Source organism: Halosolutus amylolyticus (assembly GCF_023566055.1).
GTDB lineage: Archaea > Halobacteriota > Halobacteria > Halobacteriales > Natrialbaceae > Halosolutus > Halosolutus amylolyticus.
In genome coordinates this window covers 1034632-1058550 of the sequence record NZ_JALIQP010000002.1, presented here as the reverse complement: position 1 = coordinate 1058550, position 23919 = coordinate 1034632, and the positions used below count along the sequence as shown (strand labels likewise).

At 63.6% G+C, this 23919-nt stretch carries 25 protein-coding genes; 15 read left to right on the top strand and 10 right to left on the bottom strand.

The genetic code is table 11. The annotated features are described in order from the left end of the window. Positions 1–118: 118 nt before the first annotated feature. Both MUN73_RS11655 and MUN73_RS11650 read left to right on the top strand, forming a co-directional pair. Entirely contained in the window at positions 119–577 is a 459-nt protein-coding gene (locus tag MUN73_RS11655) for a FlaD/FlaE family flagellar protein (protein ID WP_250140640.1), read from the top strand. A 342-nt stretch (positions 578–919) separates the two neighbouring features. Next, positions 920–1420 (top strand): helix-turn-helix transcriptional regulator, encoded by a 501-nt coding sequence (locus MUN73_RS11650; protein ID WP_250140639.1) that lies wholly within the window; start codon positions 920–922, stop codon positions 1418–1420. Positions 1421–1545: 125 nt separating this feature from the next. Here MUN73_RS11650 and MUN73_RS11645 read toward each other — a convergent pair whose 3' ends face one another. Continuing rightward, positions 1546–1980, bottom strand: coding sequence for a DUF7112 family protein (locus tag MUN73_RS11645; RefSeq protein ID WP_250140638.1), 435 nt, complete (start codon positions 1978–1980; stop codon positions 1546–1548). A gap of 28 nt (positions 1981–2008) precedes the next feature. Further along, positions 2009–2401: a 30S ribosomal protein S6e gene (locus MUN73_RS11640; RefSeq protein ID WP_250140637.1), complete on the bottom strand. Its 393-nt coding sequence runs from the start codon at positions 2399–2401 to the stop codon at positions 2009–2011. Positions 2402–2629: 228 nt separating this feature from the next. On the opposite strand from MUN73_RS11640, the gene MUN73_RS11635 reads away from it, so the two are divergent. From MUN73_RS11635 to MUN73_RS11610, 6 genes are all read left to right on the top strand, one after another. Beyond that, complete coding sequence (locus tag MUN73_RS11635) at positions 2630–2908, top strand: WNWW family protein (RefSeq protein ID WP_250140636.1); 279 nt, start codon at positions 2630–2632, stop codon at positions 2906–2908. 85 nt (positions 2909–2993) lie between these two features. Beyond that, on the top strand, positions 2994–3338 hold the full coding sequence (locus MUN73_RS11630) for a hypothetical protein (protein WP_250140635.1): 345 nt from the start codon (positions 2994–2996) through the stop codon (positions 3336–3338). 72 nt (positions 3339–3410) lie between these two features. Next, a complete protein-coding gene (locus tag MUN73_RS11625; protein WP_250140634.1) occupies positions 3411–3839 on the top strand; it encodes an SHOCT domain-containing protein in 429 nt (142 codons plus the stop codon). Between the two features lie 121 nt (positions 3840–3960). Beyond that, on the top strand, positions 3961–5166 hold the full coding sequence (locus tag MUN73_RS11620) for an NAD(P)/FAD-dependent oxidoreductase (protein ID WP_250140633.1): 1206 nt from the start codon (positions 3961–3963) through the stop codon (positions 5164–5166). Between the two features lie 118 nt (positions 5167–5284). Next, positions 5285–5944 carry a plastocyanin/azurin family copper-binding protein gene (locus MUN73_RS11615; protein WP_250140632.1) on the top strand — a complete coding sequence of 220 codons (660 nt, stop codon included), beginning with the start codon at positions 5285–5287 and terminating at the stop codon, positions 5942–5944. Between the two features lie 148 nt (positions 5945–6092). Next, positions 6093–6365: a DUF7967 family protein gene (locus tag MUN73_RS11610; RefSeq protein WP_250140631.1), complete on the top strand. Its 273-nt coding sequence runs from the start codon at positions 6093–6095 to the stop codon at positions 6363–6365. A gap of 67 nt (positions 6366–6432) precedes the next feature. Here the strand turns inward: MUN73_RS11610 and MUN73_RS11605 are convergent, their stop codons facing one another. Continuing rightward, positions 6433–7449 (bottom strand): potassium channel family protein, encoded by a 1017-nt coding sequence (locus MUN73_RS11605; RefSeq protein ID WP_250140630.1) that lies wholly within the window; start codon positions 7447–7449, stop codon positions 6433–6435. 238 nt (positions 7450–7687) lie between these two features. Beyond that, on the bottom strand, positions 7688–10018 hold the full coding sequence (locus MUN73_RS11600; protein ID WP_382182123.1) for a heavy metal translocating P-type ATPase: 2331 nt from the start codon (positions 10016–10018) through the stop codon (positions 7688–7690). A gap of 243 nt (positions 10019–10261) precedes the next feature. Between MUN73_RS11600 and MUN73_RS11595 the strand changes: the two genes are divergently transcribed. The 5 genes from MUN73_RS11595 to solA all read left to right on the top strand — a co-directional run bounded on the left by MUN73_RS11595 (position 10262) and on the right by solA (position 15529). After that, on the top strand, positions 10262–11503 hold the full coding sequence (locus MUN73_RS11595) for an MBL fold metallo-hydrolase (protein WP_250140629.1): 1242 nt from the start codon (positions 10262–10264) through the stop codon (positions 11501–11503). A gap of 265 nt (positions 11504–11768) precedes the next feature. Further along, positions 11769–12305, top strand: a complete 537-nt coding sequence (locus tag MUN73_RS11590) for a flavodoxin domain-containing protein (RefSeq protein ID WP_250140628.1) — start codon at positions 11769–11771, stop codon at positions 12303–12305. A gap of 60 nt (positions 12306–12365) precedes the next feature. Further along, entirely contained in the window at positions 12366–13799 is a 1434-nt protein-coding gene (locus MUN73_RS11585; protein WP_250140627.1) for an SRPBCC family protein, read from the top strand. A 76-nt stretch (positions 13800–13875) separates the two neighbouring features. Beyond that, positions 13876–14280, top strand: a complete 405-nt coding sequence (locus MUN73_RS11580) for a hypothetical protein (RefSeq protein ID WP_250140626.1) — start codon at positions 13876–13878, stop codon at positions 14278–14280. Positions 14281–14401: 121 nt separating this feature from the next. Beyond that, positions 14402–15529: an N-methyl-L-tryptophan oxidase gene (gene solA, locus MUN73_RS11575; RefSeq protein WP_250140625.1), complete on the top strand. Its 1128-nt coding sequence runs from the start codon at positions 14402–14404 to the stop codon at positions 15527–15529. Positions 15530–15655: 126 nt separating this feature from the next. On the opposite strand, the gene MUN73_RS11570 is transcribed toward solA, so the two are convergent. The 6 genes from MUN73_RS11570 to MUN73_RS11545 form a co-directional block, all read right to left on the bottom strand. Further along, a complete protein-coding gene (locus tag MUN73_RS11570; RefSeq protein WP_250140624.1) occupies positions 15656–16858 on the bottom strand; it encodes a DUF5305 domain-containing protein in 1203 nt (400 codons plus the stop codon). A 43-nt stretch (positions 16859–16901) separates the two neighbouring features. Further along, complete coding sequence (locus tag MUN73_RS11565) at positions 16902–18065, bottom strand: signal peptidase I (RefSeq protein WP_250140623.1); 1164 nt, start codon at positions 18063–18065, stop codon at positions 16902–16904. A gap of 275 nt (positions 18066–18340) precedes the next feature. Next, a complete protein-coding gene (locus MUN73_RS11560) occupies positions 18341–19036 on the bottom strand; it encodes a hypothetical protein (protein ID WP_250140622.1) in 696 nt (231 codons plus the stop codon). Positions 19037–19601: 565 nt separating this feature from the next. Continuing rightward, positions 19602–21050, bottom strand: a complete 1449-nt coding sequence (locus MUN73_RS22700; protein WP_250140621.1) for a PGF-pre-PGF domain-containing protein — start codon at positions 21048–21050, stop codon at positions 19602–19604. A gap of 92 nt (positions 21051–21142) precedes the next feature. Further along, positions 21143–21703: a hypothetical protein gene (locus MUN73_RS11550; protein ID WP_250140620.1), complete on the bottom strand. Its 561-nt coding sequence runs from the start codon at positions 21701–21703 to the stop codon at positions 21143–21145. 32 nt (positions 21704–21735) lie between these two features. Next, positions 21736–22410 (bottom strand): hypothetical protein, encoded by a 675-nt coding sequence (locus MUN73_RS11545; RefSeq protein ID WP_250140619.1) that lies wholly within the window; start codon positions 22408–22410, stop codon positions 21736–21738. A 387-nt stretch (positions 22411–22797) separates the two neighbouring features. On the opposite strand from MUN73_RS11545, the gene MUN73_RS11540 reads away from it, so the two are divergent. Beyond that, positions 22798–23403, top strand: coding sequence for a DUF7344 domain-containing protein (locus tag MUN73_RS11540; protein WP_250140618.1), 606 nt, complete (start codon positions 22798–22800; stop codon positions 23401–23403). A 3-nt stretch (positions 23404–23406) separates the two neighbouring features. Further along, on the top strand, positions 23407–23898 hold the full coding sequence (locus MUN73_RS11535) for a hypothetical protein (RefSeq protein ID WP_250140617.1): 492 nt from the start codon (positions 23407–23409) through the stop codon (positions 23896–23898). Positions 23899–23919: the final 21 nt, after the last annotated feature.

Here is a 23919-nt window from a genome sequence, read left to right as displayed (position 1 = left end):
CGCCGGCTTCGGGTCGTTCCGCGGCCCGGAGAAGACGACTCACGGTTCGTAATGACGCGAGCCTTCTTGGTGGCCGGAGCAGTGACAGGTACTAGACCGGACCAGCCGGCGTCCACTCATGCCAGACACGAAGCCCTATCTCGACACGCTCGAACAGACGGCCGGACGAACCGACGCGACGATCCAGTGGGCTCGCTTTCTCGGCGAGACGTTCGGGACGACGGGTGCGCTGAACTGTCTTCGCTACTACGAGGACCTCGACTGGATCAGTCCGCTCGTTCGCGAACAGATGACCTCGTACCTGCGCGGACTCTCCCTCGGCGAGATCCACAACAAACGGTACGACGAACCCACGACGCTCGACTATCCGCTCGAGTCCTTGAGCGGGACGCTCTTTAGCGCACACGCACAGAGCCTCGAGTACATCGCCCGGATCAGGGGCGACGACCTGGAGGAACACGTCATGATCGCCAGGATGGCCGAACGCCGAGTCGAACGACAGATCGACGAGGAAGACGAATCGGACGGGACGGACGAGATGGTGAGCATCATTCGGGACGGGCCGTCGCCGCACTGACCAAATATCTGGCACGTGGCCACAATACTTTTCAAAGGACACTTGATGTGGATAGAATAATGAATATAGTCGTATAATGCCGGCATATGGTGTCGTTATTCAACCCCAATATTTATTTACTGTCAGCTCTCACGTAACGCCGGAACAGGACAATTTTTGTGTAAGTAACGATAGTTGATTTATTACGCTGTATTTCGGTCGGTTCCCTGTCGTTTAATATGTATCAGTTCCAGTGAATCAGTAGTCGTGAGTGGGACCGCGTGGCAACTGGTCGTCGACTGTGCGTGATCGACGGCTGCGTGAGGCGGTGTCAGTCGCGAACCCCCCAACCGGTGATCGTCAATGCGTGAGGACACATCCGATACCGAGTCCGTGCTCGACGAACTGTCGAGGGCGGCGACTGCGGACACACAGTCGGAATCGTACGATATTTCCCTCGGAACGACCGAGGAGACGACCAGAGACGTCGAACGCGAACTCGACGAACTGATGGAGCAGGTCAACAGTGCGCTCCCGACCGACGAGGTCCAGTTCGACGAGGCCATCATCAAGGAGAACCTGGACGAGATCCTCCTGATGCTGATCACACTGCACGAGGAGACCCACGGCAAGGAGCTGCTCTCGGACCTGACCCACCTCTTCGGTGCCCAGCTCAGTCCGGGAACCGTCTACCCGAGCCTCCACAGGCTCGAGGAAGAGGACGTCCTGTCGATGCACGCCAAAGTGCGAACCAAGGAGTACTCGATAGCGGACGAGGCGAACGTCCGGACGACCGTCGAGCGAACGATGGTCCAGCACCTGGCCTTCGGTCTCTTGCTGTACGCGTTCTTGCCCCGGCTCTGATCCGGTCGAAGAACGGGTTTCGTCGCGTTCGATCCCGACGAGCACCCGCCGTCTCCAGCGGATCGACGGAGCAGACCAGCCGGCGCTCACGGGTGTCAAGCGTGGCTGACCCGATCGCCGTCTCGCTACTCCTCGATGTCCTTTGCGATCGACGACAGGCTATCGCTCGGCGGTTCGCGTGCGTCGTAGTAGACCGACTCGCCCGGTCCACGGAGGCCGTAGAGGAACTCTGGTTCGACGATGTCGACGAGGATCGAGCCACCCGCCGTGACGTCGTGGTCGTCGATCCACGCCGACAGCCGATCGGAACCGCCGCCGGGATCGCGTGCCCCGTCCGGCGTCTCGTAGACGCCGGGGATCGACAGGTCGTCTCCCGTGAGCGCCCGCTCGACGCGAGCGAACAGTTCGTCGCCGTCGAGGACGATGCGGACGACCTCGTCGGTCGGGAACGCGTCGCGCTCGTCCGACGGGATCTCCAGACGGCGGCCGGAGGGCGTCTCCGCACACGTCGCTCGAATCGTTCGCACTGACGGATGGTCGCTCGAAACGCGGTCTGCCATGTGTGGTGAAAGAGAACCCGGTTGGACGTTACTCGTCGTCGCCGCCCAGCAACTCGTCGACCTCGGTGCTCCCGCGATCGACGATCGAGGCGTTGATCTGTGCGACGGCGTCGGAGATCTCGCGACCGCGAACCGTGATCCGGCGGCGCTCGCCGTCACGGTTGGGGTGGTAGCCCGTCTTGCGCTCTTTCATCATGACTTCCTTCAGGTTCGCTCCGGCGACCTCGGGAGTGAGTGGTCGGCCGGCCTCGTCAGAGCCGCCCGTGATCTCGAGCGTGTAGCCGTCGAGTCCGACCGCTCCGCCGTCGACTTCCTCGCCGATCGACTTGCCGATGAACCGGTTCGCGTCCTGTTCCTCCGCCTCGAGTTGGTAGGACGACCCGGAATCGGGGTCGCCGACGACGACAGTGAAACTTGCCATGCACGGGAGAAAACGGTCGGTACCCAAAAACACATCGAAACACGGGCCACGCCAGGTCCCGACGCGGCCGTCGGTCCGCGTTCGGGGCCCGTCGATCGCTCTCGTCGCGGTGTCGTCGGACCGATCGATAGTCCAGGATCCGACTCGATCGCTCCATCCGACGGCCACGGGCGGACCGGCGACGAGCCGGGCAGTGGGATTTAGGCCGCACGACCCCTTCCTGGAGGTATGACCCTCGATCCGGGGCGACTGGAGCTTCGTCTGCGCGACGAGTTCGGCGGGACGATGGGCCAGTCCCGCGTCGTCGTTCGGCAGGCCGTCGACCTCGCGGACTCCGGGCAGTACCGCGAGGACGTGGGCGTCGCTCTCACGAACGACGTCGTCGTCGACGAACTGGCCGACGCCCCGGACGGGGGCCCGCCGGAGCGCTGGAACTGGTGGATCGGCTCGCTGGAGCTCGCGTACGGTGGCTACGGCCGGTTCGGGATCCGGCGGTACCGTCCGTAGCGGGTGGGGACGACCCCGGTTCGACAGCGTCCGGTGGCGCTCTCGAGAGTAACAGGGATTGTGCTGGACGACGAACGTGGAGTCGATGAGTGACTCGATCCGTCCGCTCTGGCCGGCGTACCTGCTGACGGTACTCGTCGCCGGCCTCGGGCACTGTTATCTCGGCCAGTGGAAGCGAGGGGGTGCCTGGTTCGGCAGCTACGTCCTTGCGCTCGCGTTCCTCAGTGCGCGGACACTCTCGAGTGCGCTCGAACCGGGCGCTCCGTTCGTCATTTCGGCGTTGCAGTTCGATGCCGTGAGCTACACCGACGTCGCCTTCCCGCTTGCCGTCCTGGTCGTCTGCCTGCTCGACGTCTATCTCATCGGACTCGCCGAGTTCCGCTCCGAGCGTTCGAACGGCACGCCGGTCCGATCGGACGGGACCTCCTGATCCCGATCCGGGGCCGGGTCCGATCGCCTCCCTGGGGTGTGGTTTTTGAACCTGACCGTGCTACACCAGCGTATGAGCCGGTTCACGACCACCGTCCTCAAGGGGGTCGGCGTGCTCGTGCTCGCGATCCTCGTCCTGTCCGCGATCGCGACGATCGTCGGCCTCGCCATGAGCGTCGTGGCGACCGTCGTCTCGCTCGTCGTGACTCTCGTCGTTCTCGGGGTCGTCCTGCTGGCACTCGTCGGCCTGTGGTCGCTCGTCCGCGACGACGGAGACGAGCGAGCCGAGTCGACGATCGCGGCCCCTCACACGGGAACCGAGACGGCCGATCGAGACCCCGAAGCACGACTCCGGGAGCGGTACGTCGCGGGCGAGATCGACGACGACGAGTTCGAACGGCAACTCGACCTGTTGCTCGAGACGGAGGAGTCGGCGCCACGGCTGGACCGCGATTCCTCGAACGGCCACGAGTCCGATCGGACGCGACTCCGGGACCGGTAGCCGCTGCCTGACTCCGGACGACCGGTGGCCGGGGCCGCGTAGATGCGCATCGATCCCGACAGGCTGTCGACCATTCTCATTACTCTGCACGGAGATGGTTCGATCGAGGACGCAAACAGCGATGAACGAGAGTCAGTCCACAGCAGCAGTTATCGGCGGCTCCGTGTCCGGGCTCGCCGCGGCGACGGGCCTGAACCAGTTACCAGCGATCGCTAGCGTGACCGTCTACGAACGCCAGGAGTACGACGAGAAGCGGGTCGATTGTGGCGAGGCGATAAACGATGCAACGCTGGTACCACTCGAAAAGACGCCCGAGAACGGATTCGTCAACGACGTCGACGGGTTCCAGCTCCGGATCTATACCGGCACCGATCGCCCGCCAGAAGCGCCCCCGCTGGCGACGTCGAACCTGCGCTGTGACCCCGGCTACATCTGTGAGCGAGACGTGGTCGAACGACAGTGGGCGGATCGCCTCGCCTCCCGGGGCGTCGAATTCCGCACCGGACGATCGGTCTCGCCGGACGAGTACGCGGACATCGTGGAGACGTACGACTACGTCGTCGACGCGTCGGGCCAGCCCTCCCTGACGCTCAAATCGAAGGGGAAAACGCGAGACTACACGGGTGATATGGTCGCTCTCAATGCGACGGTCGAGGGCGACTTCTCGGCGTACGTGAACCGGCCGCGCATCTTTTTCGAGGGCTACGTCGGCTACGCCTGGGCGTTCCCGAAGTCCGAGCGTCACGCGAACGTCGGAATCGGGTGGGCGGGTGACCAGCGTCCGGACGATTATGTCGCCGCGCTCGAGGCTGCTGCCGAGCGGAACGGCTTCCCGATACCGGACCGGGACCGCGTCAACATCTACACGATCCCGAAAGGTCCGAGCCTCGACCCTGCCAGCGCGTACTATCCCGAGGAGAACGTGTTTCTCGTCGGTGATGCGGCCGGAATCGCCAATCGGTATCAGGGGGAGGGAATCTGCCAGGGGATCAGATCGGCGTCTCTCCTCACCGACCTGATCAGGGCTGGGAACGAGTCGGCGTATCCACGAGCACTGCACGAACTGATGCAGTCGGAGTACCGGCTCGCCCACCTGATGCGTGGTGCGTGGGTCGAACACGAAAATCCCGAGTTGCTGGCAGCCGTCGCAGAGGCCCTCGACGGGCTGACGATCGACGACATTACACGGCGACCTGCAACGGTGATTCGGCGCGTCGTGAGACGGCCGACGATCGCGGCCAGACTCCTCTCCGACGGCGGAATGATCCGGCGGCTCTACGACTCCTATACGGACTCGTGGGAATACGCTTCCGAGAGTGGAATCTGACGTCCTCTCACGGCAGGGCACTCGGTTGGACGGTCCGCCGAGAGTACGAACACGTCTGCTGACATTATACTCCAAATAAGGAACTCGTAGCGGGCGTTTCGACAGTCTGGCGACCACGATGAGTGATCAGTCATCCCGACGGCGCGTACTCGGTGTAGCTAGCGGAACGATCGTGGGCGGTCTTGCCGGTTGTCTGACCGATAACGACGGTCCAGAGACCGACACCAGTCAGGACGGGAGCACCGATGGCTCCAGCGACGAATCCGACGACCGGAGCGGTGAGGAGGACACCCAGTCGGGGGAGGAGAGCGACCACGAAAGCACATCCGCGAGCGGGTCCGAGGTGACGATGGTGACCAACGACTCCGGGACTCACTTCGAACCGCACGTCGTCCGAATCGAGCCAGGCGAGACGGTCTCGTGGGTCCTAGAGAGGGGTTCTCACACGACGACCGCCTACGCGCCGACGAACGACAGGCCCCGGCGGATTCCCGACGACGCAGACGCGTGGGACAGCGGAACGCTCACCGAAGCGGGCGCGACCTTCGAACACACGTTCGAAACTGCGGGGGTCTACGACTACTTCTGTAGCCCACACGAGAACGGGGGAATGCTCGGGAGCGTCGTCGTCGGCGATCCTCACCTCGATGACCAGCCCGGCATGGCTGCGCCGCAGTCCGAACTGCCTGACGGTTCCCACGAGAAGATCCGTGGACTGAACGAACAGGTTCGGAACGGTGGCGAAAGCGGCCACGGCGATCACGAGGACGATCACTGACGGTACCCGCCCGGCCCGGGAAGCGAGGATCACGGCTTCGATCTGCTCGCGGTACCGTGACCGTCGCTGCACCCGCGAGTATTTCGGCTTTCATTATCAATCGGCGTCAAGGCCAACGAATACACTCGCGGATCTCGTTCGTTCAGCCATGTCACCGGAGTCTGACGACGTCCGTGTGTGGCTCGTCGAGCGCGGGTACAACAATCGCAACCTCATCGTTCTCAAGTACGCGACCCCGGAGGGCGATCGATTCTTTCGGAAGGAACTCGCATCGCAGGTCGTCGACATGGACACGGTGACTGCCGCGAAAGACGTCTCCGAAGACGACCTCGAACCCGTCGACGAGACGGCCGTGCAGAACCGGTACGCCGACGAAGCCGCACGAATGGCGGCCGAACGTGATCCCGACGACACGGTGTAACTGCGCGCTCGAGGGCGACGCCGATGCGGTCCCGCGTCGAACTCGCCGCCGGGAGTTACCGCACTCCTCACGCAATGGTGTCATCCGACTCGTCTGGAGAGGGCCAGTCACGCTCGTCGGAGTCGACGAGGCCGAGCAGTACTCGTCGCCGATCGCTCAGTTCGTCGAGGGACGAGGCGAACTCGTCGTCGGAGACCGTCGGAACGTTTCCCTCACGGAGACGCCCGAGGTCGGGCGGCGGTGGCGTCCGATCTGCGGGTTCGACGAACGTGTGCTGGAGCGTTCGGAGATAGTTCTGTACGCTCGTCCGAGCGCTCCGAACGAGAATCGCGTCGGGGCGGACCGCTTCCGGGACGCCACACCGGAGGAGCGTCAGCAGTTCGTCCAGAATCACGATCCCGAGTACCGCCGCCTCGTTCGGTTGTTGGCTGTAGAAATAGTGGAGGATCGGGTACGCCTTGTGGTTCGTCGTGAGGGTGTTGAGCTGCGTCGTGATCGCGTTCAGTGGCAGATCGAGTCCGCGAAATCCGTCCTCGTCCCAGCTCGTTCGAAGGATCTCCTCGCTCGACGGGCCCAGTGTGCGCACGGTACTGGCGAACGAACGCTTCTGCGTGACGGCGTCGAGGAGCGACAGCATGTACGTGATACTCAACGTGATGAAGAGCAGCCCGCTCGCGGACGCGAGGACGGTCAGTACCTGCCACGACCCCTCTCGCGGAGCGAAATCGCCGTTTCCCAGCGTGAATATCGCGTACCCCGTGAAGTAGACCCGATCGGTCCACGTGATCGGCCCCCGGCGAAGCGTATCCACGAGGACGTGCTCGGCACTGGCAAAGACGAGCGTCCAGCCGCTCCAGAGGAGGACGATCCACGTCGAGAGGCCGAGCGCGAGAATTAGCGGTCCCGAGAGACTGAGAAGTCGATTATTCTCAGGCCCGACCGTCCGTAGCGCCCGCCACGTCCACGCCATCAGCAGGGACGTCAGTGGGCCGGCACCTTCCGAGATCCAGAGCGTCGTCCAGAGGAGGTCGACGGTAACACCGCCGAGCAGAACGACGCCGAGAAGGAGATACCAGACGTTCATACTGCGTATCGGGTCAGTACCGTCCGGGCGTTTCTGCGGTATCGTTCGTCCGCCGTGGTCTGCGTTCGCCACCCGCGTTCGCGTTCCGCGACCGGTTCACGGCGATGTACTCGTCCTCGGCGCCAATCATCTGCCTGCTTTCGATCCAATGGTTCGTCCGCTTTCGGTCGCGACCGAGGTGGAACCCCGCCCGAACGAACCGGGTCGGGAGCGCGTCTCAATTCCCGACGTAACTTCGTTAGTCCGCTGGCTGTGGTTTCTGCGGTGCGGATACCCCCGACAGACTCGGGAGGTCGAGATCGACCCGGCGGAGGAACTGGGCGTTGATCGCGACGATCACCGTGCTGAGCGACATCAGCAGGGCGCCGACGGCGGGCGAGAGCAGGATGCCGATCGGCGCGAGGATCCCCGCCGCGAGCGGTAGCGCGAACACGTTGTAGCCGGCGGCCCAGACGAGATTCTCCTGCATCTTCCGATAACTGGCCCTGCTCAGTTTCACCAGGCGAACGACGTCCAGCGGGTTGTTCTGGACGAGGATGATGTCCGCCGACTGGACGGCGACGTCGGTTCCGGACCCGATCGCGATGCCGATGTCGGCGCGGGTCAGTGCGGGCGCGTCGTTTACGCCGTCGCCGACCATCGCGACGGACTTGCCCTCCTCCTGGAGTTCGGATACCTTCTCGTCCTTGTCCTCGGGCAGTACCTCCGCGAAGACCGTGTCGATCCCGAGATCGTCGGCGACGGCGTGGGCCACGTCTTCGGAGTCGCCGGTCAGCATGGCCACCTCGATTCCGAGTTCGTGGAGCGCGTCGACGACCTGGTAACTCTCCTCGCGGACGACGTCGGCGAGCGCGAACGCGGCGACGAGTTCGCCCTCGCGGCTCGCGTGTCGCGTCGCTCCCGCTCGCCCATTCGAGGGCTCGCGAACGAGATACACGACCGTCTGCGCGTTTTCACCGGCCCGCTCTGCGAACGACGCCAACGCGGACGGGACGTCGGCGTCCAGGTGCGACAGGAGGTTCGGACCGCCGACGTACACTGTGTCGCCGTCGACGGTCGCACGCACGCCCCGGCCCTTGAGCGCCTCGAAGTTCGTCGCCGTTCTCGTCGTGACGCCCCGCTCGGCGGCGGCGTCGCGAACTGCCTGTGCGATCATGTGTTCCGAATCGCCCTCGACGGTCGCAGCGAGCGCGAGCGCCTCCTCCGCGTCGACGTTGCCGACCGTTTCGACGTCGACGACGCCCTGTTCGCCCTTCGTGAGCGTCCCCGTCTTGTCGAACACGATCGTATCGAGGTCGCGGGCCTCTTCCATCGCGATCCGATCGCGGATCAGCATCCCGTTTCGCGCCGCGAGCGACGTATTGATCGCGACGACCAGCGGGATGGCGAGGCCGAGCGCGTGCGGACAGGCGATCACCAGCACGGTCACGACCCGTTCGATGACCGTGGCGTCGAACGAGACGGCGACGGTCCACGCGATCGCGGTCACGATCGCCGCAGCGAGCGCGACGTAGAAGAGCCATCCAGCCGCTCTATCGGCGAGCATCTGGGTCTGGGACTTGCTCTCCTGTGCCTCCTCGACGAGGCGCATGATTCCCGCCAGCGTCGTTTCCTCCCCCGTCGCGCTGATCCGTACGCGGAGGCTCCCGTCGCTGTTGATGGTCCCGCCGATCACCTCGTCGCCCGGCTCCTTCGATACCGGTTTCGACTCGCCGGTGATCATCGACTCGTTGACGTCGGAGTCCCCCTCCTCGACGACGCCGTCGGCGGGAACGCTCGCCCCGGGCCGGACGAGCACGCGATCGCCCTCGTTCAGGTCGCTCACGGGAACTTCCTCGGTGTCACCGTCGTCGGTGATGCGCTCTGCGGTGTCCGGGAGGAGTTCCGCGAGTTCGTCGAGCGCGCTGGAGGCTCTGCGGACCGATCGCATCTCGATCCAGTGGCCCAGCAACATGACGTCGATCAGCGTCACGAGTTCCCAGAAGAACGCCGATTCGGTCGGCAAGACGACGCTCGCCAGGCTGTAGACGAACGCGACGGTGATCGCCATCGAGATGAGCGTCATCATCCCCGGTGACCGATCGCGCAGTTCGGGAACGGCCATGCGAAGGAACGGGACGCCACCGTAGGCGAAGACGATCACCGCGAAGACCGGGTTGATCCACTCGCTACCCGGGAACGGCGGGACCGAGAAGCCGAGCCACGCCTGGAGCGTCTCGCTGTACAGCAGGACGGGGATCGAGAGCAGGGTCGAGACGAAAAATCGCCGGCGGAACAGCTGTTCGTGGCCCTCGTGCATCCGGCCGTGTCCGTCGTGGCCACCACCGTGATCTTCGTGACCCTCGCCGCGTCCGTCGTGGTCTCCACCACCGTGATGCTCGTGGCCGTACTGCTCGCCGACCTCGCGTTCGCCCTCGTCGGCGACGTCGGCCTCTTCCTCCAGCATCGACTGTTCGACGCGCGGTTCGTCCCCCTCGTCGGGGGTCGATCCCCGATCGCCCGCGGGGTCGTCGTGCCCGTCGTGACTCGCGTGCCGGTCGGGCGAATTCCCGTCCCCGTGTTCGTCCATGAACTCTCCTCGTCGGGACGACTACGCGACGACGGACGAAGGGTGTGTGGCTTGCTTACGGAACGTCGACGACGAAGCCCCCGTCAGGGGGAGGTGGTCCCCAGTCAGAGGGCGGTAGTTTCGAAGCGGCGATTCGGCTGGCCGGACGCTCCCGATCGTCGCCGTTTCGAGGGTCGATCGGCGCGTCGGCATCCATCGACGCAAACCGACGAAGAAAAACGGGTCCGGGAGCTATCGCCGACAATGGACGTTCAGTTTCTCGGCGGCGCTCGCGAGATCGGGCGGAGCGCCGTTCTGGTGAACGACGCTCTCCTCCTCGATTTCGGGATGCTGACGGACAATCCCCCGCAGTTCCCGATCGAGACGCCGGATCCCGATGCGGTCGTCATCTCGCACGGCCACCTGGATCACGTCGGAACGGTCCCTGCGTTGCTCTCCGGCGACTCACGCCCGCCGATTCACTGGACGCCGCCCACGTACGAGTTGACCCTGACGCTCGCACGGGACACGCTCAAACTGCACGGCGGCACGTACAACTGCCCGTTCACCGAGACCGACCTCAGGCGCGTCACGCAGGTCTCCGAAACCCACGGCTACCGCGAGACGTTCGCGGCGGCCGGCCACGAGGTGACGTTCTACAACGCGGGACACATTCCGGGAAGCGCCCACGTGCTCGTCGACGACGGGGATACGCGGCTGCTCTACACGGGAGACTTCCACACTGACGACCAGCGTCTGGTTTCAGGGACGACTGCGCGACCCGAGGCTGACGTCGTCATTTGCGAGAGCACCTACTCCGACGTCGAGCACGAGGACCGATCCGTGGTGGAGGGACGATTCGCCGAGAGCGTCGAGACGACGCTCTGGGAGGGCGGCACGGTCGTCGTCCCCGCGTTCGCGATCGGACGAACGCAGGAGATGATGCTCATCTGTGACGCCTACGACATCCCCTGTTACGTCGACGGGATGGGGAAGCGAGTAACCGAGATGCTTCAGCAGGATCCCGAGTTCCTCCGCGACGCGGATGCGTTCCGGCGAGCGAAATCCCACGCCCGGTTCGTCACCGGACGTAACGGTCAGCGAAAGCGGATTACTGAACAGAAGGCAGCGATCATCACCACTAGCGGAATGCTGTCTGGTGGCCCCGCCATGACCTATATTCCCGAAATTCGGGCGAATCCGATGAACAAGATCACCATGACTGGCTACCAGGTCGAGGGGACCCCCGGACGCGACCTCGTCGAGACCGGGACCGCCGAAATCGACGGCCGCGTGATGCCCGTCAGCGCGCAGGTCGAACAGTACGACTTCTCCGCCCACGCCGATCGATCGGGACTCCTGTCGTTTCTCGAGTCCTACCGGGACACCGCGGTGCTCGTCGATCACGGCGATCGGTGCGAGGGATTCGCCGCGGAACTGCGTGACGACGGCTTCGACGCGAGCGCGCCGGACCTCGGCGCGACGGTGACGACCGGGATCGACTGAGCGCGTTCCGATCCACCCCGGTCGCCGTGACTGATTCGATCGGGCGGTGTCTTCCCTCGATGCCACGTCCGTCGCGTCCCGCTGTGTCGGCGATCCGAACCGATCGTCCCGAACACCCACGTATTTTCTCGTGGTCGTCGTTTCGTGGAGGTGCGTTGATCGTCTTCCAGCCCGAACGTGTGGGTATGAGACACGATCGATCCGGTTCGCTCCCGCGTCCAGCGGTCACCTTCGCATTCGGCGGCCCGGGACGAGGTGGCCGCCAGTGACCCGAGTCCTCGTCGCCTACGGATCCAGCGAGGGGCAGACGGCGACGATCGCCGACCGGATCGGCGACGTGCTCGGGGACGAGGGTCACGACGCGACGCTCGTCAACCTGAACCATCCGCCCACCGGACTCGATCCGGGGGCGTACGGCGGCGTGATCGTCGGCGGATCGATCCACGTGGGATCACACCAGGCGTACGTCACCGACTTCGTCCGGGAGCAGCGATCGACGCTGAACCGGCTGCCGTCGGCGTTCTTCTCCGTCAGCCTCTCGAGTGCGTCGGACGATCCCGAGGCCCGATCGGCGGCCGATGATCTCGTCGAGGAGTTTCTCGAAGACACGGGCTGGGATCCGGACAGCACGCTGGCGGTCGCGGGAGCGCTGAAGTACAGCGAGTACGGCCTGCTCAAGCGATTCGTGATGCGCCGCATCGCCCGCAAGTCGGGCGGTGATACCGATACCTCGCGGGATCACGAGTACACCGACTGGGACGCGGTCGAGACGTTCGCGGCCGAGTTCGGGACGCTACTCTGAACCGGACCGCTCGGCCGGCGACGGCGACTCTATGACCCCTGCCAGTGTAGTACGGTCGGTATGCCTGGACCGCTCGGACACACGCTGACCCGACCTCGATCCGACGACGGAGCCCGATTCGATGCCGCCGCGTCGTCTGCCGACCCGCCACTCCTGATCGATCGCCACCTTCCGGCGTACGACGTCACCCAGCACCGCCACGCCGTCGTCGACGCCGATCCGGAGACGACCTACGCGGCGATGCTCGAAGCCGATATGATGGACACCGGCCCGGCCGTTCGCGCGCTGGGTCGCCTCCGGGATCTGCCCGCCCGACTCGCCCACCGGATTCGGGGGACGGAACCCGCACAGTTTCCCGGCGAGTTGACGATCGCTCGCCTCGGCGAGTCCGACGAGTGGCTCCTGATCGGCGAGCGTCCGGGCGAGGAACTCGTCTTCGGCTCCGTCGGGACGTTCTGGCGACCGTCGATCGAGTGGCGCGAGGTCGACCCCGACGCGTTCGCGGCGTTCGACGAGTCGGGGTACGCGAAACTCGCAGTGAGTCTGTCGGTTCGACCCTACGGAGCGGAGCGAACGCTTCTCACCTACGAGGCACGGACGGCGACGACCGACGCGGCGTCACGACGGAAATTCCGGCGGTACTGGCGACTGATTGGCCCGTTCGCCGGCTACCTGATGAGCCGGGCGCTGGAGCGGATGCGAATCGACGCCGAGGAACGTGCCCGCGATCGGGACGCGATGGAACAGCCGGCCGCGACCGACAGGATGGACGGGACGCCCGGCACGTCCGATCGGCAGTCGAGCGCCCGGCCGCGCCGCCGACGATCGTGGCTCTTCGCCGCCCTCTCGATCGCCGTCGCCGCCGCGTACCACACGCGCGTTCGACCGTGGCATCGCACGTGGGGGACGACCCCGCGGGAGGCAGTCGGCGCGCTCCCCGGCGACGAATTCTGCTCCGAGCCCGCGGATCAGGTGACACACGCGATCGAGATCGACGCGTCGCCCGACGCGGTCTGGCAGTGGCTCGTCCAGATCGGCCAGAACCGGGGCGGGTTCTACAGCTACGACGTGCTCGAGAACCTGGTCGGCGCGGACATCCACACCGTCGATCGAATCGTCCCCGAGTACCAGCAGCTAGCCGAGGGCGACACCGTCCGGCTGGCACCCGAGGACTACCGGGTCCAAACGCCCGAATCCGCACCCGAGGTCGTCCACCTCGAGGCGGAACGAGCGATCGTCCTCCGGCCGCCCGTCGACGGGCCGACGTGGACCTGGGCTTTCGTGCTCCGGGAGACCGACGAGGGGACGACGCGGCTCGTGGTCCGGATGCGATCGCCAGAATCGTCGTCGCGACTCGAGGCCGCGATCGAGTACCTCGGCTGGGAACCGGCTCACTTCGTCATGGAGCAACGGATGCTTCGCGAACTCAAACGGCGCGCGGAACGCCACGAGGAGGACACAGAGGCGGCCGTCGGGTCTCGAGTGACGGCGTGACCGATCGCTCTCGAGAAGCGGAACCCGTTGCCGGGCCTGAAACCTCTTTTGAGAGCTTCGTGGTCGATGGGGTCGGATGACCACAGATCCCGACGACCTCGAGCTGACCGACGCCGAACGGGACGCGCTCCACGACATGCAACTCGGCCTGGAGTACGTCTACCGCGCCTACGGGAGCCTGCTCGAGTTCCACCACCAGCTCGGCCACGCGATGGACCGGATGAGCGACGCCGAGGAGCACCTTCGCGAGGCCGGCCACGACGAGTGGGCCGACGAGCTTCGCGACGATCACCTCCCGTCAGGTGCGATCAGCGACCAGTGGACGTTCGAACTCGTCGAGGAGTTCTCGACGGAGTTCCTCGAACAGGTCGACGCCTTCGAGACCGACGTCAGGGACGAACTGGCCGACGGCGTCGATCACGTGACCGAGCGCCGGCAGAAACGGCACCTTCGCGAACGCAGCGACGACGTCGACGACTGATACGGTTGCTGTACCGAGTTGCCGATGCAACCGCAAGGGCGACCGCGGTTGTTCCGGAACTGGCTTCCAGTAGTCCGTGCGAGTGTTAACTGTTTTCGTCCTCGCCGTTGCACCGCTTCCCATGACCGATCGGTACGACGCCATCGTCGTCGGCGTCGGCGGGATGGGGAGCGCGACGGTCGCCCACCTCGCCGATCGCGGCGCGGACGTCCTCGGCCTCGAACGCTACGACGTGCCCCACGGCTACGGGTCCTCGCACGGCATCACCCGGATCATTCGGCTCGCCTACTACGAGGGAGCCGACTACGTGCCCCTGCTCCGGCGGGCGGACGACCTGTGGACGGATCTCGAGGCCGACCACGATCGCCAGTTGCTGTACCGGACCGGGTCGATCGACGCCGGGCCGGCCGGCGACCCGCTCGTCGAGGGTTCGAAGCGGTCCTGTGAGGAACACGACCTGGAGTACGAGCACCTCTCGAGTGCCGAACTCTCGGATCGCTATCCCGGGTACGGGCTACCTGAGGACTACGAGGCGATCTACCAGCCCGATGGGGGCTTTCTCGTCCCCGAGCAGTGTATCGTCGCCCACGTCGAGCGCGCCCACCGCGCCGGGGCGACGATCCGGGCTCGCGAGCGCGTCGTCGACTGGCGGCCGACCGCCGACGGCGTTCGCGTCGAGACGGATCACGACGAGTACGAGGCCGACAGGCTCGTGATCACCGCGGGGGCGTGGGCGGCGCGGTTCGTCGACGCGCTCGACGGGATCGCCGTTCCCGAGCGACAGGTGCTCGCCTGGCTCCAGCCCCGCGAGCCCGATCGGTTCGCGCCCGATCGGTTCCCGGTCTGGAACCTGCAGGTTCCGGAGGGGCGCTTCTACGGGTTCCCGGTTCACGGCGTCCCGGGATTCAAGTTCGGCCGCTATCACCACCGCGAGGAGACGGTCGACCCCGACGCATTCGAGCGCGAACCGACGCAGGCGGACGAGCGATTGCTGCGGGAGTTCGCGGAGACGTACTTCCCCGACGGCGCGGGGCCGACGATGCGCCTGAAGACCTGTCTCTTTACGAACACGCCCGATGACCACTTCGTCCTCGACACGCTTCCCGACCACCCGCAGGTCGCCGTCGCCGCCGGTTTCTCCGGCCACGGCTTCAAATTCGCCAGCGTGATCGGCGAGATCATGGCCGACCTCGCGCTCGAGGGCGAGACCGACCACCCGATCGGGATGTTCTCGCTCGATCGGTTCTGAGGGTGCGATTGGCTCGGTTTCAGACGTCAACTGACTGCAACGACCCCCCTTCCCTCCAGTTGGATACCCCGCGACGGTCCGCTCGTCGCGCGTGGTCGGGGCGGTTCCGTCCATTCGAACCGATCACTATTTTGCGGTCTCGTCAGTCGCTTCGTCAGGGATCGTTTCCGCTTCAACGACGCTGTCCTCGTTGTCAGTTTCTTCGTCGTCGACTGATGCGAATTCGAGGATCGAGTTCGATCCGTCTCCCGGCGTCGATTTGGGAGCGTGATTCGCAGACGGTGGTTCTGGTGGGTCGTAGACGTAGCAGACGTCCTCACCGGGAACGACGTAGCACTCTTCCGTTCGCTCGTCGATCAGTGGAGTTTCGAGGTCGATCGCGAGTTGAGCGAGGTCTTCGAACGACGCGACTTCGGCGCGGGGCCGATCGAGAACGTCGGCTGGAAGCGCTGCGGTCGTGACGAGGTCTTCGAACTCGGATCGATCGGCGGCGTATTCGAGCCAGCGTCGCTCGCCGTCCGTAAGGTCGAGAACGCGCCGATCGGCGATCACACTCGCGATCAGTCCGGCTCCCCCGAGTACTAGCAAGAGCGGTCCGCCGATGGTTCGAATCGGCCCGTGCGACTGCGTGACAGATACGGTTTCGTACTCGTCGAACGACTCCTCGAACGCGTCGTCGTTCTCGAAACGGTAGGTCCCGCCATCGATCGAGAGTGTGACGCGCTCCGTTTGACTCACCGACCGCTGTTGACCGTTGATCTGGCCGTCAACGGCGATGGTGGCGCGGACAAACACTGCAGTCTCCCCGGGACTGGCTCCCAGGTCGTCCTCGATTTCTCCAACCTCGTCTTCGACGGCGGTCGTATTGACGTCGAAACTCGCAGTTACCGCTTCGTCGGGAGCGACGTTCGATTCGGTGACCGACGACAGTTCGCTGGATTGCTCCCAGTACACTACGTCCTCGTCCGCGGATCGATAGACGAGTTCCGGAACGATCGTGATCGTGACGTTCTCTCCCGACGTCGCATGATACCTGACGCTGAATTCGCCAGTGGCCGTCGGCGAGAGTTCGGTGTAGTAGACCGGTTCGTCGTTGAACTCGGATCCGTTCTCGAAGACAGCGTTCTCCCGTGTGATTTCTGCGCCGTGTGAGACGTCGCCGGTGACTATCCACGAATCGACGCGCTGTCGTTCGGTCTCTTCGCCCGGATCGACGTACGTCCCGTACGTCACCCATCCACCGACTGCCAGCAGCACGACGAGTGCGACGACGATAATCGGTCGGTACTCGGCGAATGTCGCTCGCAGTCGTAGTTGCGTCTCGGTCATCGGTTCGACCACGTCTCCGTTCGAACTGGATGCTTACCCATAGTTATCGGTCACGGTAACGTTCTCGACGGCTTGTTCTCGGACGATCGCTTCGGAGACTTCGATACTGTCCTCGATACCGGCCCGTGTCGATCGTCGTTCGTCCGACCGCGTAGGTCGTCCCACCGAACAGGGCGTCGATAACGGCGATCGGAATCCAGGGATGAACGCCGTAGAGGAAATCGAGCACCGGTAGCGGGAGCACGTGCAGATACCGGCGTTCGGTGACGTACAGCTGGTAGTATCCCGTATCTGCCGGTGCAGTGAGGGAAACGGTGACGTCGGTTTCCGCTCGGCTCCCGACCGTCACGCGCTCACGATCGACGGCGACGCGATCACTGTCGGATTCGAAATACGAGACGACGGGAACCGCGCCGGTGTTGGCGACGGTGTATGGCAGGTCCGTGGTCGTTCCGTGCTCGATCACGAGCGGGCGTTCCGAGGGCGACTCCGAACTGACGACATCGTAAGAGTGGCTTCCCGCAGGGACGATCATTGCGGCAGTCGCCGCGACGACGACCAGTACCGCGAACGTCCCGCAGACTACCCGCGGATCGAGGACCCGTTTCCGGTCGCGTCCGAGACGCGACTCACGATCCTGGTCACGACGTTCACGGACTGTTTCGAGCGTGTACGCGACGGCCGAGAGGCCGAGTAACAGGTAGGCGAGACCCGTCGTCCCGAGCAGCGATCGAACGCCGACGGTGGCCGCGAGCCAGGTCTGAACGGACTCGCGCCCGTCGTCGAGTCCCATCACGAGCGTTCCGAGATGTGGAATCGTGACGACCGAGTCCCCGACCTGTACCGTCGTCGCCACGACCTGTGCGTCCTGTACCGGTGGTTCACCCCCGTCCTGATCGGTGAAGGGGTTGGCGTCACCGCGAGTCACGTAGCCCTGGTCCGTCTCGTCGACGATACGGTGTGTCGTTAGCCCGCCGCCGTCGATCTCTTCGGCTTCGAAGACGACGACGTCCCCTGTCTCAGGATCCCCGGCAAGCGCGCTCGGAATCGCAATAAATCCGTCACCGGTCTCGATCGTCGGTTCCATACTGCCCGTTTTGACGAAGCCAAGTAGGACCGGTTGTCCAAGTAGTTGACCTATCACCAGTGAAATAATGGTGAGGAGTATCACTCCCTGTATCAGTCTCCCGATCCATACCCGACTCATTCACTATCGTGAATTATTGGCTACTTACATTATATTTCTGGTTCAGATACATGTTTTCTGCGAGATGTTTGGGGCGGTAATCTACAGGCGGAGCAGGCCGGATGCCTCGGGGTCGCTCGGAAGACGGAAGATCCGCCGTGATGACTCGTGAGAGTCGCTCTCTCGAACTGATTGCAATCGGGGCGGTTCACGGCCTCGATACCCGTGTGATTCAGTGGTCTTTTGTCCAGTGTTTCGGGTACGGGCCGATCTTGACTCCACCCGAGTTCGCCCAGTCATCGAGACCGTGTTTCGAGTTGGGAATCCCTCGCCTCAGCCGGGGCGGGTGGACCGAAGACCTGCGCTTCGAGCAGAACGTACGATCCGACGAAGCCCATACTATACCCGAGGAAATGCACGTAGAGGTTCAGGACGGAACCGTCGGTGACGATGTCGGTCGGAAATCCGACGAACAGGTACGACACGAAGAGAACGCTTCCGAGAACGAACTGATTGCCGTCGTGCCTCCGTTCGAGTACCAGCCGTAGAAATCCAGCCAATCGAAAGCCTCGATCGGTGAGATCGTGGACGTACCATCCGGAAATCACGACTGCGCTGAGCGAGAGTGCACTCGTCATCAGCGAGAGCGGTACGGCCAGCATCGCGATCGCTGCCAGCGAGAGGAAGAAGAGCATCCCGCCGTCACGGCGTTCGAACCCGATCCAGAACCGAACACGGGCGAACTCGACGAGGCACAGCGGCAACAGACCGAGAAGTGCCATATTTACGCCCGAAAACCCGTACAGGATCCCATTTCTCGGCGTCGCCAGGTTCAGCGCGGACAGCGTCAGTGGAAACGACAGCACGATTCCGGAAAACGCGATCACGAAGAACGAACGATGGTCGGATTCGACCGCGAGCAGGTAACACGTCCCCGCGAGCAGTCCGTATCCGATCAGATTCGCGACGAGGTGCGCCGGTTCGATGTGCACGAAGGTGCCGTGTACGCGGTGAGAACTGACGGATCGGTGTACCGGAACGCGAGTCGTCGCTGCAGTTCTGCCGGGAGCAAAAACCCGATCACTAGCAGGAACGGAACGCATCCGAGAAGAACGAGGTCCCGTCGAACGGTCGACACAGATCCATCGGTCGCGGTGGCGGCGTTCTCGACTCGATCGGCTATCGGTGCTGTGTCGTGGTCCGATCGCCGGTTCTGGTCCAGCATAGCGTTCGTGAAACGAGTGCAGTTGCTGGCAGCGCCAGCAATGCCTCTCGCCGCACTCACGTCCGGGTCGGTTCGCGGCGATTCCTTGGGGGGAAGTGTGTCGGGGTCGTCCCTTGGGGGAGTCCTCGCCGCCGCGCCACACTCGGTCGAGAGCAGGCGACGTGTAACGGAGTAGGCTTGAACGCACCTTAACCTCGGCACCGTTTCAACACGCGTTTCGACGCTCGACTCACGACTCGATACGAGACAGGGACGGCTCTTGCGGAGCGATTGCGAAGAAATAGGCTCCCCAGTTCGGCCGTGGATGTCCGAACCGATCGAAGTGGGGTCGGCTACCGTCGATCGAACGGGCTCTCGTCGTCGAGTCGCCGACGGACAAACCACAGCGCGGTCAGCGCGAGCGCGAGCAGGACGAGGACGAGTCCCGTTTCCGTGACTCCGAACCCGCCGGGTTCTTCGATCGGTTCCTTCGGTTCCTCCGCGGCCTCGACGGTGACCGTGCCCGCGGGGACGGTACCGATCCCGAGGTCGTATTCGCCGGCCTCGTCGAACGAGCGCTCGAACGACACCTCGACGGACTTGCCTGCGGGGACGGTGACGGTCTGCCGATCGACGACCTCGCCGTCGACCGTGAGCACCGCGTCGTACTCACCTTCGTCCTGCCCGTCGTTGGCGATCATCCCGGTGACGGTCACGTTCTCGTCGATCGAGACGGTATCGGGTTCGACGGTCGCGTCGGTGACCGTGATCGCCGCGGTGTCGACGCCGACGGCGTACAGCGAGAATCGATCGATTGTCGCGGTGTACGCGACCCGGTCGTCGCTCGTCTCGAGGACCTTCGTCTCGAGCGTGGTCCACGTGCCTTTGTCGTCGTCGTACCGGTAGAGCGTCACCTCGTCGGGTTCGATCTCCTCGTTCTCGAGGTAGTTTCGATCGACGCTGAAGCCGTACTCGACCGACTTCACGGCGTCGGCCGCCGGCGGATCCTCGATCTTGTAACTCCCGATCGGTTCCGCGCCCGCCTGTGCGGGCAGGGTGTCGAGGGGCTCGAACTTCGGCCCCTTCTGGGACGCGTCGATGCTGTAGATCGCGTTGCGATCGTCGACCATCGTGACGTCGGTCCGATCGAGCGTCACGTGCGGGCCGATCCGCAGTTCCTCGAGGTCGACCGTCACCGCGGTGCCGCCCTGCGCGTTCAGGACCTGCACGTTGCGGACGTCGTCCGCCGGCGTCTGGACGATGACGGTCGGATCCGGCGGTGCCGGGTCGGGCGGCGCGGGCTGTCCCGGCGACGGGGCGCCGCCGCCACCGCCTCCGCCACCGCCATCGCCGTCGTCGTCGGGCACTCGCGCGTTGATCTCGATCGAGTCGATAATCGGATCGATCGTCTCGAGATCGCGGGTATCGACCGAGAAGCCGACGTGAACCGTCTGGTTCTGGTGGAGCGTGACGTTATTGGCCTGGCCTTCGATCGAATTCCCTGCACCGTCGTAGAAGGTGACGTCGTCAGTGTCGTCCTCGAGCCAGACTTCGGCGTACTCGTCGCCCTCGTACGTGAGGGTGAAGACGTCCGAAACTCCGGTGAGCGCGTCCGGTGAGACGCCGTCACCCTCGACCTCGTCGTTACTCGCGGTCAGATCGACCACCAGCTCGTCGGTGTCGTTGTCGACGAACGCGTACGCGCCGTTCGGGCCGTCAGATGGCTCGGCGACGATGTCGTCGGTGATCCGATCCTGGGAGTTGGTGTCGAATACAGTTACTGCAGCAGTCGGTATTGCCACTACGAGAACGAGAGCGAACACCAGTGTGGCGTGAGACGTTTTCATCGATTGGATTTCGTCAGTGAGGGGCGCTCGTACCCTCTGGCTGTTCGTTACTCTACTGCTTCGGCGACGAGCACGTACTCTGCCTGATGAGGTTCAGCACCCGGCTCGACATCCGTGGTATCTATTTTCACAGATACGGTTTCTTTTGGATCACCGGGTTGGAGTTCTTGAATATCGAGTTCGTTACCGTTCCCGTCAAGCAGAGTAACTGTTATCTCGTTATCAGTCGGTTCGACTATCTCTGGTGTTCCAGCACCACCTTCGTGATCTTCTAGATGACCTGGCTCTCCATACACGTTCACTGGATTTGTGCCATAGTTCTGCACCGAGAAGACGTTCCAGAACGTGTATGACGAGTCTACACCGACGCCTTTGCCGTCGTTGGTTCCGAGCTGCTCGTCGATCGTTATCTCGATCGTTCCATCCTCACCGACTTCGGCAATTTCCGATTCAGCGGTTATCGCGAGAAACGCATTCGGGTCTTCATCTGCCACGCTGATCGAGACAGACCGGTCGGCTGTCGTCGTCGTGAATGCTCCCGAGCCGAGCACGATACTCGTGGAAGCGGCGAATACGCCCGTTCCAATGACGAATCGTCGTCGTTTCATTGTAGTGGATGACTCGGGGCGTAGAGGTGGTGTTACGACCTCTTGTCCCGCTCACTGTCGACTGCAACGGCAGCGACCGTCAGGCTGGTATCCTTGTATAGACGCGTACTGGGTGCACTTTCCGTCACGAAGTAGAACCCGACATCGAGTGTTTCACCTGGACTGAGAACTGGGTAGTCGTTTCCTTCACCGAAGTAGTCAGTCGGATCGAAGTTGCTGGGGATCTTATAATTAGCACCGCCTTCCGTCTCGTCGTATTCGAGCGGCGGCGGGCTGCCGGCGTTATCGGAAATTCCAGGTTCGTGTTCCCGACTCGTGTCGTAAGCGCTGAAAATCGAAATCCCCTCGTATGATTGAACGTCCGTTGCACCGTCGATCATCACGACGAGATCGTTCGTACTCTGGTTCGTGATTGTGAAGAGATTCAGGAAATCAGTAAACCCGTTCGGATTCACCCCCGTGTCAGCAGTTTCACTGTTTCCAGTGTTGTCCTGAGCTAGGTCAATTTCGATCGCACCGTCGCCGTTGGTTCTAACTCTATCCTCGTCTTGTGGATCCATTGCGAGGAAGGCTTGGCTGTCATCGGCCGCAACGGACACTTCGAGTGAACGGTCTGCCTTCGAAGTCGTGAACGCGCCTGAGCCGACCGCAGCCGCAGTACCTGATGCCAATGCCCCCATTCCGATTACGAACTTGCGTCGTTGCATGGTTCTGTCGCCAGTCCCTCGAAGGGACTCGCTCCATACTCCCGGTGGAAGGCCCATTGTAGTACGCGAGTTGACCGATCACCACTCCCTGTTGACCGTCGGTCAACGCCGTATCGACTCGTCCGGGTGACCCGTATCGACGGTGTTGAACACCGGTCAACGGGTGCTTTCGGCACCCCGAACCGGCGGATTGGGGTCGTTGACCTCCCGGTGCCGGTCCGCTATCGTCAGTTTTCGATCGACCCGGAACCGAAACGCATCGTCTTCGAAATGACCGCGTCGCCACCAGGTCCACTGTCGGGTTCTCGACCCCACCAGAACTGTTTCTCTCGATTAATGTCTGAATTACCAATAGGATTAATAGGTCGACATAATTAGCTTCAGTCGATGGCGACAGCGGGGGCGAGTTCCCTTGGGGGGGAACAGACGACGGACGATAGTGGATCGATTTCGGAGGACGAGCTCTTTACGCTCCTCTCGAACCAGCGACGACGACACATCCTCCACGCGCTCATGCGCGAGGACGGCCCGGTCGACGTCGGGCAGATCTCCCAGGAGATCGCGGCCTGGGAGGACGGGACGCCGATCGAGAAGGTCTCGAGTACCGATCGCAAGCGCGTCTACACGGCGCTCCAGCAGACCCACCTCCCGAAGATGGACAAGGCTGGCGTCCTCGAGTACGACCACAACCACGGCGTCGTCGAGCCGACCGAGGCGCTCGAGGACGTCGAGATTTACATGGACGTCGTTCGCGGGCGGGAGATCCCGTGGAGCGATTACTACCTCGGATTGACGGCCGTCGCGGCGGCCTCCTTCGCGGTTTCAACGCTCGAGATATTCCCGTTCTCGGTGATCGATCAGTTCACGTGGGGGGTCTTCGTGGTCGTCGCGTTCGCCGTCTCGGCGCTCGCACACCGGTTCTACTCGAGGCGAAACCGGCTCGGAATCGACAGCGAACCACCCGAAGTCGAACACGTTTCCGATCGACACTGATCCATGAACCGACTCAAACTCGCCAGCACGGCGTTGCTGATCGTCGCCGTCCTTCTCCTCCTGCTCGGAGGCAGCGGCGCGTTTAGCTCTACGGAAGCCGATCGTTCGTCGGCGGTTTCGGTGGTCGGAGACGACGATGCGTACCTGGCGTTCGACTACGAGAATAGTTCGACCGTCACGTTCGAGTCGGGCGAGACGAAGGGAGTATTCAACGTCACCAACAACTTCGAGAACGAACTCGATCCGCTCGAGGTGTCGATTTACGTGGGTGAATACGATGAAAGCGGGAACGCCGATGAAACCGTCCAGTACCAATCGGTCGGAAGCAACGAAACCGTCTCGATCGAGGCCGCGTGCAACGCTTCCAGTGCCGATGCGGACGTCGAACTGGATTCTGGAACGGAGTCGCTCACGTTCGAGGTCGAGGCGGACGGAGACAGTGTGGATGTCGACACGACCTCCCCTCGTAAGGTATCCGTCGAGTGCAAGAGCTGAATCCGGAACTGGACGGATACG